This is a genomic window from Prosthecobacter gellanilyticus, from assembly GCF_007992435.1.
Lineage (GTDB): Bacteria > Verrucomicrobiota > Verrucomicrobiia > Verrucomicrobiales > Verrucomicrobiaceae > Prosthecobacter > Prosthecobacter gellanilyticus.
In genome coordinates, this window is record NZ_BKAG01000097.1 from 1 (window position 1) to 8,566 (window position 8,566).

Genomic DNA, 8,566 nt, shown 5'->3' on the forward strand with positions numbered 1-8,566 from the left:
CCGAGAACCGAGAACAAGGAACCCCATGTCCGAACCCAAATTTGACATCCACATCAGCACCACGGCCGATACGAAAGGCGTGGAGCAGGCGAAGCAGGCGCTGGCTGAGCTGAGCCGCGAGACGAAGCAGCTCACCACCGCGAGCGAAGCGCACACTACTGCGCTGGAGGCGCAGAGAGATGCTGCGGAAGAAGAAGCCACTGCGGTGGAAGAGCAGACGGCCGCGCTGAAAAAACAGGCAGATGCTCTCGATGCGCTGCTGAAGGCCGCGGAGGAGCAGGCAGTCGCCGCTGAGGCGCAGGCAGCTTCTGCCAGGGAGGAGACAGAGGCACTGGAAGCGCAGCTGGCCGCTGAGAAAGAGCACAAAGCCTCCCTCGAAACCGAGGCCGCTGCCATGAAGAAAGTGGAAGCCGCCGCGGACTCAAACATCCGCACCCTGGCCTCCATGGAGACGGAGTTGGAAGAGCTGACCACGGCCATGAAAAACATGGACGTGGCTTCCGAAGCCTTTGCCAAAACGAGGGAGGAGGTGGGTGAACTGGAAGCGGAGATTGAACGGTTGAAGACCAGCAAGACCAAGGACGCTGAAGAGACAGAAAAGGCCATCACCGCCATGGAGGGTTTTGTGGGCGTGCTGAAAGGCGCGGAAGACGGTGTCAGCGGCATGCTGAACAGTCTGCCTGGACTCGTCACAGCCTTTGGTGGCAGCGCGGGGCTGGCGAGTGGTGTGGGACTCGCCGTGTTTGCCGTGGAGAAGCTCATCAAGGCCTTTGACAAGGTGAACTATGACGGCACATGGGTCGGAGACTTGAAGAAGGGCATCACCGAGCTGGCCACCGGCATGTCAGAGGCCGGGGAGCAGGCGCAGAGCATCGCCGATGCGCCGCAGTCCTGGCGGAAGGCCGGCAGTGAAGCCGCTGAGGAGTATCGCGATTCACTGGATGCCATTTTTTCCGAGGGCCTGGCGCGTCTCAAAGACGAAAGTGACAGCCTGAAGTTTGGTGCCCGGCAGCGTTTGAGTGAGAAAGAGTTCAAGGAGGAGATGTTTCGCCTCGAGAACCCCAATCTCGCGGAGCGTGGCACCGCAAAGTGGGCGGCGAATGAGAAGAAGCACATGGAATCAAAGGCGCGCCAGGAGCAATACAGGCGTGAGCATAATACGGATGTGGCCATTCACGACTACAACCAGGCGACGAAGGAAGAGAGCGCGTTCAAGGGGCAGGCCCTGAAGGCGGATGAGGAGCTCCAGGGGCTGAAGAAGCGCGCGGAGATCCAGCAGATGCTGGCGAAGATCACCGCCCTGGACGAGGCAGAGCGCGTGCGCGCAGAGGGGCTGAAGCATGCGGAGCAGATGAAGCTGGTCTCACCTCAGGCGAGCGCCATGTGGGAAGGGTGGATCAAACTTCAAACACCGGCTCCGCGTGCCCCACAGCAGGTGGCGCAGGATAACTCATTGAAGCAGCAGCTGGACGTGCAGCTCAAGGGCCTGCCCATGCCGTTCGCTGGCGAGGAAATCGGAGAGGCGATCGCTCGGGCAGAGGAGAACAAGAAGACCAAGGACAGTGATCTTGAGTCGGCGACCGCCGAGGTCAAAAAAGCCGATCTGAACAGGCAGGAGGTGATCGCGGAGAGCGGGAGGCAAAGTGCAATGGGCAAGGCAAGGCTGAGAATGGACAACAACCGAGTGAACGCCGCCGCAGCCAGCTACAAAAAGGCGGAGGAAGAGAAGCTGGCACAACAGCAGGCGGAAAGTTTCAAAGCTGCTGCTGAGGGCAAGGTCGGCCCACCGGATCCCGCTATGCGTTTCGTGTCAGATGAGAAAGTTCAGGAAACTCAGAAAGGCCTGGCCAACATGTCCCTCGGAGGAACGAAGGGGTTGAGTCATGGAGATCCCAGATCGCCAGACAGGCCTGAAGAATTTACCCAAGGGCTGGGCATGCTTTCTGCCGCCGTGGGTGATGGCAAGGGAGACACTGCTGCGGAGGTCGCTGTCATCGAGAGGATGCGGCAGGAAATCGCTAGTGGAGCGATGAACCGTGCGGAGGCTCTTCAGCAAGCATTGCAGGCCATGCGTGAGCTTCAGGGCGACGGCACGCAGATGGAGAGGCAGCTTATCAGCACATTGAGTGCTTATGGCTCCAAGCTCTCTCAACTGGCGTCTGCGCTGAATGATCAGCAGTCGGCCATCAATGGCATCCACATCGTCATGCAGAGATAAAGCATCAGCTGGCTTTTCTCAGGGATTCTTCAGGTTACGTCTCGCCTTTTCGTCCTCGGCAGCATCTTTGGCCCGGCGGCGTGCTGCAGATGCCTTGGTCGCGATGAACAAATACCGAACAGGCCGTTCATTGAAGTAAGCTTCGAGTTCGTTCCACTGCCAGGCTTCGAAACCGTCTGCTTCTTTGATGGTAAGAGACCAAGGAATGCCTCCGGAATTAGACTCCATGAGCACCTTAACCTCATTGTCCGAAAGCGGCAGAGGTTTCCCCTCTCCCTCCTGAGCCACATGGTTGAACGAGATATCCTCGCACTTGCCCTCATAGAATTCGCACACGATATGATATCCCGCCTTCTCATAGTGAACCGTTTGCTCCTCTTCCTTGTTCCTCACCGGCTTGCCATAGCGAGCCTCGCACTGTTCGCGGGTTTCGCCGATGCGGGCCAGGGCGGGGGAGGAGAGGGAGATGAGGACGGAGAGAAGGAGCAGGGCTTTCATGGTCGTCGTGATCAGACTTACGGCGCGTGATAGCAGAAGCGTTTTTGGAAATCCAGAAAAACCCGGCGTCAGGCCTAGGTGAACAGTATCAAGGCTTGGTGCTTGTAAGATTCGTGTTAATGCCGCCTGACCATCGGGTGATGGCGGCAGGTGTGAAGGTCTTTTGGAACGGAACCCAGTCTAACAAAATATAATGAAATGAAGCCACGAACATTCAGCCAATAATTTGCACACTGACCCCATTTTCATGGTCAGCCAGGCCATGAAGATGATGGAAGACCAGCAGGCGGAGGGATCCAAGATGCAGATGGCGCTTACCCGGGTCATGAGCGGACTCATCAGCAACCAGCAGTCCCTCTCCCAATACCTTCAGTCACTGGAAGGAGAGGTCGACGGAATCAGGCACGCCATTCGGCGATGAAACTCATTCGGACATTGACCTCATCTATCGGTGTCTCTAAAGTTTTGAGCCGCCTCATGAAGACACTTTTTCTATTTCTTCTTCTTTGCACACCCGCCATGGCTCGCATCGGTGAAACACGTGCACAATGTGAGGCTCGCTACGGGCCGCCGGTCGAGGTGCGGGATAACGGTGAGACTACGGTCCATTCGCGGGCCGGTTACGGGGTGAGGTGCACTTACCTTGAGGGCAAATGCGAGGCCATTCGCTTCCGGAAAATGCCTGCGAGTCCAGGGCAGGACGATCTTCCATTCACGGAGGCTGAGCAGAAGGCGCTGATGGAAGCCAATTCCGGAGGAAAGACATGGACCAAGAAACGTGAAGACGCTGAATTTCGCATGCAACAGTGGGAATGTGACGGGTTGCAGGCCATGCATAATGGCACCCTTCATTTTTTCACTGTTTATACGAGCGCTTATGCAGTGCGCCTTGGGACCAAAGACGCTGTGGACAAGGCCGCGAATGATAAGTCCGATGACAAAGGCAGCTTTAAGGACTTTTGATGATCCGGCTTTGTCGTCTCTGCGCATGTCTCCAAAGTATTGAAACTGTTTCATGAAAACACTCTTCCTATTTCTACTTCTTTGCGCGCCTGCTTTTGCACGCATCGGTGAAACTCGTGCACAATGCGAGGCACGCTACGGGCCGCCAGTCGAGGTGAGGAACGAGGGTGAGATCACCGTTCACCAGAAGGATGGATTCGCAGTGAGGTGCACTTACTTTGAGGGCAAATGTGAGGCCATCGTCTTTAGCAAAGCGCCGGCCAATCCGGCCGAAGGCAATCTCCCGCTCTCGGATGCTGAACACAAGACACTGATGGATGCCAATTCTGGCGGTAAAACCTGGGTCAAGCTCCGCGAGAACGCTGAACACCATTTCACCGTGTGGCGATGCGAGGGAATGAGGGCCTGGCATGACGGTAAGAATCATCAAATGGAGATTTTCACAGATGCTCATGGCGCACGAGAGGACGCCAAACTTGCGGCGAAGCGGGCTGCGGACAAGGCCGCCAAAGACAAGGCTGATGGTAAAGGCAGTCTGAAGAACTTTTAATGGATCAAGCTTCGTCGTCTTTGCGCACGTCACCAAAATATCGAAACGGTTTCATGAAAACACTCCTCCTCTTCCTGCTTTTCTGCTCACCCGCCATGGCCCGCATCGGTGAAACACGCGCACAATGTGAGGCCCGCTATGGGCCTGCTGTCAGTGTGCGGAGTGAGGGGGAAACCACCGTCCATGCCCGAGCCGGATTCAAGGTGGAGTGCAGCTACTTTGAAGGCAAATGCGACTGCATTCTGTTCAGTAAAATGCCCGCGAGCCCAGGGTTGGAGGATCTTCCGCTGACGGAGGCTGAGCAAAAGACGCTGATGGAAGCCAATTCCGGGGGCAAGTCATGGACCCAGAAAGCCGAGAAACCTGAGATACGCATGAAGCTGTGGCAGTGTGATGGATTGCTGGCGGCGTATGATGGAGGAGATCATAACTTGCGAGTCACTACGGGAGCCTATGCTGCACGTCTGGATGCCAAATGGGAGGCGGACCAGGCCGCAAAGGACAAGAATGGCAGCAAAGGCAACCTGCAAGACTTCTGATGAATCTAGCTTCGTCGTCTCTGCGCTTGTCTCCAAAGTATTGAAACCGCCTCATGAAGACACTTTTCCTATTTCTACTTCTTTGCGCACCCGCCATGGCTCGCATTGGCGAGACACGTGAACAATGCGAGACACGCTATGGACCTGCCGTGGATGTGAAGGATGGTGGTGAAACCTCCATTCATGTCCGGGCTGGTTTCAAGGTCGAATGCACCTTCTTTGAGGGCAAGTGCGACTGCATTGCGTTCAGCAAAATGGCCGCGAGTCCAGAGCTGGCAGGCCTCCCGCTGACAGAGGCTGAGCAACAGCTGCTCATGGGAGTCAATTCCGGGGGCAAAACGTGGGCCCTGAAGCGTGAAGTTCCACAGTTACGAGTGCAACTAAAAGTGTGCGATGGGCTGGAGGCCATGCATAACGGGACCTCTCACAATCTACGCATCTACACGGCTGCCTATGCAGCGCGTTTCAAGGCCAGGATGGATGCCGCGAAGGCTGCAGACCATGCTGCCGATAAGAACGGCGGCAGCAAAGGCAGTCTGAAGGATTTTTGATGATCCAGGCTCCGTCGTCTGCGCACATCTCCAAGGTTTTAGAACCGTCTCATGAAAACACTCTTCCTTTTCCTGCTTCTCTGCACACCAGCCATGGCCCGCATCGGTGAGACACGTGCGCAGTGCGAGGCCCGATACGGCCCCTCTCTGAAGCTGCGGAGTGATGGTGACACCTCTGTCCATGAACGGGCCGGACTCCAGATCCAGTGCATCTATTTCGATGGCAAGTGCGAGAGCATCCGCTTTTCCAAGCTCGTGGAGCCCCGTGCCGATGCGGTGCCGCTGACGGAGGCTGAGGTCAAGACGCTCATGGAGGCCAGCTCTGGCGGCAGGCCCTGGACCCTGAGCTCCAGTGATGAGGCAACGCACTTCCGGGCATGGGAGTGCGGCACTCTTTCGGCCATGTACAGCGGGAACATCACTCACGAGCTGATCATTTCCACCGCCGCTCATCATCAACGTCTGAAGGACAAGGCAGCGGCTGTGGAAGCCGCCAAGGGCAAGGGCAGCCTGAAGGACTTTTGAGTATCAGATCGCTGCGCGGACAGGTAGATCAGTCATCGCTGCTCCAGGTGCCTTTCGAAAGGGCTTCGTGACATGTCATGCGCTCAAAAAACCTTCAGCGGGATGGAGAGTCCTTCGCCAGGACTTCGAACTCCAGGGTGATGGAGTGATGTGGAGGATTGGGAGTGAGCAGCAGAAGACACGGAGATGGAAGACGCGGAGACGCGGAGATGAAGAGGGGACGGCACTGCAAACTGAGAACTGAAAATTGAAAACTGAAAATTGCCTGAGGGGCGGCGGTGCGTGCGTTGGCAGGCCCGAGGTATCTGCAAAGCGCGTCCTTGATGCCCCTCCAGTCCTTCATCCCTGCGCCTCAGCAGTTGCCAATATTGCCTAACGAATAACACAACATGGAACCCTCCTACGCCAAGGCTTCGGAGGGCAAGCCCTTGAACTGAAAACTGAAAAACGAGAACCGAGAACTTTTAAACTTATGACCACTGATTTTATCCAGCAGCTCCAGGACGATGTCTGGGGCATCCTCACGAATGATGCAGGCTTCACTTCTGTGCCGGTGTATCGCGCACGCACGCCTTTGGAAAAGGATGCGGACGGTGCGCCCATCGTGGGACAGAGTGCCATGATTGAGGAGGAGATCGAGCAGACGCTCGGCGGCCTAACCATGAAGAACGGCAAGTGTGGCATTGTGGCCGTGGTCATGCTGCCGGATGTGAAGGCGGAGAGCGCGGAGTCTCGCGGCCCGGCGCTGGAGCTCACTGTGATCGTGCGCATCATCGAGGACCGGCTTTTCAATGAAGGGCTCACGGGCACGGGCATCACCAGCGCGCAGCTCGCTCTTCACACGGTGCAGGTGCTGCATCGGCGCAGCTTGCGCGGCCTTTACACCTTGCGCGTGCATCCGCAGAGCATGATGGAGGAGGTGCCACTGCCGGGAGACCGCACCGCGCAGGAGGTGCGGCTCATCCTCAGCCGTAGCATGGCCCCGCTGCCAAAGTGCGCACGCCCCGCCGGCACGCTGGTGGAGGGCACGCTCACACTCACATGCAGCGAGGAAGCGGCGGTCATCTACTGGACGCAGGACGGCACCTGGCCCGGTCCGCAGAATCCGCAGGCCGCCTTCTATGAGTCGCCCGTGGATGTGCATGAGGCCACCCAGATCCGCGCCGCCGCCTATGCCGGCGAGATGCAGCCGAGTGATGATGTGTGGATCACGGTCTGAGGCCTAACAAAAAGAGGAACTATAAAACACCGCCAGACACGTGTTTTCACGCTGTCCAAAGGGTCCGCTTGGGTCCCGTGACCGCACCGCGCGGTTGTGGTGATATGGGCGCACATCGAAAGCGCGCCGCGCCGCATCCCCCACTGTTCATTTTTTCACGTCAACCTACCTAACTAAAAACACAGCACCCCATGAGCAATCGAAACCTGATCAAGAAAACCCCCGGCAAGGTCGTCTTCGGCCCTGATGGAGACAACGTCACCTTTTACTCCTCCAGCGGCATTTCCTGCGAGCTGCAGGAGACCCTTGTGGAGCTGCCGGATCTCATCCACGGCGCCAGTGAGCAGATCGTCACCGGCCGCCTGGTGGAGATCAAGTTCACGCCCACGCAGTTCACGGCGGAGGCGCTGGAGAAGCTCTTCACCCATGGCAGTGTGCGCATGGGCGGCAGCATTCTCGGCAGCACGGACACGTATGTGGATGTGCGCACGGTGGACAATGTGCAGCGCCGCATCACCTGCGCCTACATTCACCAGGAGCCGGCCGTCCGCTGCAAGACGGGGCAGACCATTCTCGGCGAGGTGGTGATCCGCGGCATCGTGGGCCTCTCCGGAAATCCCACCGGGCTGAATGCCTTCTGGCAGAGGAGCACCGTGGCGTGGGATGATGATGGCTGGGATCCTGCGAATGAGATCACCCCCGGCTGGGATTTCTCCTGGCCGCTCGGCACCGCCAGCGCGTGGGATGCCATTGACACCGCTGAAGGTGTGACCATCACGCCGAAGTCTGATCTCACGGAAGATCTCAGCAACCGCAACGGGCTGATCAATGTGACGATCCAAAAGTATGGCGTGGAGATCACCGCGAAAACGCTGAACATCAGCGAGGAGCTCGTGCTCGCCGCCCTCTACAATGACCTGCCTCTGGGTTCGCGGAAGACCAGCCTGGGTCGTGACCTGAAGCTGAATGCCACCACCGGAGGTGCCTTCATCCGCTGCTTCAATGCGGTGCTGCAGCCCGCCAGCCTCACCTACAATGCCACGGACACCGTGGTGGGGGATTTGAAGTGGATGACCAGTCCGCTGATGAGCAGCCACACGAAGAAGCACCTGCTGGTGAGCACCACAGATCCTGACGAGGAGGAATAAACGCCATGAAGACTCCCCGCCCCGACCTCTGTGATGTGCGTGCCTGCCATGACTACCTGACCAGCCTCCAGGAGATGGCGGCCTGGGAGGCCCTCAGGCGCCGCTGCAAGGCCGAAGCCGCCGGAAGGAGACTGAAGGCGGCGGGGCGGAGGAGGTGAGCAGTATGACGTTGGCCGTTCTCTGTTCTCGGTTCGCTGTTCACGGTTAACCAAGAGTTAAGAGTTAAGAGTTAAGAGCTAAGAGCTAAGAGCTAAGAGCTAAGAGGAAGGGCCTACGGAACACACGGAGAAGGTCCAAGCCATCAGCCGCGAACTGCGAACCCTCCTTCGCCAAGCCTTCGGAGGGCGAGCCCGCG

The 8,566-nt window shown here is 57.8% G+C and carries 11 protein-coding genes; 10 read left to right on the forward strand and 1 reads right to left on the reverse strand.

Going from position 1 to position 8,566, the window contains the following annotated elements:
• Nucleotides 1–25 precede the first annotated feature (25 nt).
• The gene (locus BGE01nite_RS28305; protein WP_146856238.1) at nt 26–2,218 is read left to right on the forward strand and encodes a hypothetical protein; all 2,193 of its coding nucleotides are present in this window, start codon (nt 26–28) and stop codon (nt 2,216–2,218) included.
• 18 nt (nt 2,219–2,236) lie between these two features.
• Here the strand turns inward: BGE01nite_RS28305 and BGE01nite_RS28310 are convergent, their stop codons facing one another.
• Nucleotides 2,237–2,716 (reverse strand): hypothetical protein, encoded by a 480-nt coding sequence (locus BGE01nite_RS28310; RefSeq protein ID WP_146856240.1) that lies wholly within the window; start codon nt 2,714–2,716, stop codon nt 2,237–2,239.
• A gap of 247 nt (nt 2,717–2,963) precedes the next feature.
• Here BGE01nite_RS28310 and BGE01nite_RS29210 point away from each other — a divergent pair, with 247 nt between their 5' ends.
• The 9 genes from BGE01nite_RS29210 (at nt 2,964) to BGE01nite_RS29215 (ending at nt 8,369) form a co-directional block, all read left to right on the forward strand.
• The gene (locus BGE01nite_RS29210) at nt 2,964–3,137 is read left to right on the forward strand and encodes a hypothetical protein (protein WP_170267137.1); all 174 of its coding nucleotides are present in this window, start codon (nt 2,964–2,966) and stop codon (nt 3,135–3,137) included.
• Between the two features lie 56 nt (nt 3,138–3,193).
• Complete coding sequence (locus tag BGE01nite_RS28315) at nt 3,194–3,679, forward strand: hypothetical protein (RefSeq protein WP_146856242.1); 486 nt, start codon at nt 3,194–3,196, stop codon at nt 3,677–3,679.
• A 52-nt stretch (nt 3,680–3,731) separates the two neighbouring features.
• Complete coding sequence (locus BGE01nite_RS28320) at nt 3,732–4,229, forward strand: hypothetical protein (protein WP_146856244.1); 498 nt, start codon at nt 3,732–3,734, stop codon at nt 4,227–4,229.
• Nucleotides 4,230–4,282: 53 nt separating this feature from the next.
• Nucleotides 4,283–4,768 (forward strand): hypothetical protein, encoded by a 486-nt coding sequence (locus BGE01nite_RS28325; protein WP_146856246.1) that lies wholly within the window; start codon nt 4,283–4,285, stop codon nt 4,766–4,768.
• Nucleotides 4,769–4,821: 53 nt separating this feature from the next.
• Entirely contained in the window at nt 4,822–5,319 is a 498-nt protein-coding gene (locus tag BGE01nite_RS28330) for a hypothetical protein (RefSeq protein ID WP_146856248.1), read from the forward strand.
• A gap of 51 nt (nt 5,320–5,370) precedes the next feature.
• Complete coding sequence (locus BGE01nite_RS28335; protein ID WP_146856250.1) at nt 5,371–5,844, forward strand: hypothetical protein; 474 nt, start codon at nt 5,371–5,373, stop codon at nt 5,842–5,844.
• A 472-nt stretch (nt 5,845–6,316) separates the two neighbouring features.
• Nucleotides 6,317–7,063 carry a chitobiase/beta-hexosaminidase C-terminal domain-containing protein gene (locus BGE01nite_RS28340; RefSeq protein WP_146856252.1) on the forward strand — a complete coding sequence of 249 codons (747 nt, stop codon included), beginning with the start codon at nt 6,317–6,319 and terminating at the stop codon, nt 7,061–7,063.
• Between the two features lie 191 nt (nt 7,064–7,254).
• On the forward strand, nt 7,255–8,211 hold the full coding sequence (locus tag BGE01nite_RS28345) for a hypothetical protein (protein WP_146856254.1): 957 nt from the start codon (nt 7,255–7,257) through the stop codon (nt 8,209–8,211).
• A gap of 5 nt (nt 8,212–8,216) precedes the next feature.
• The gene (locus tag BGE01nite_RS29215) at nt 8,217–8,369 is read left to right on the forward strand and encodes a hypothetical protein (RefSeq protein ID WP_170267138.1); all 153 of its coding nucleotides are present in this window, start codon (nt 8,217–8,219) and stop codon (nt 8,367–8,369) included.
• Nucleotides 8,370–8,566 lie beyond the last annotated feature (197 nt).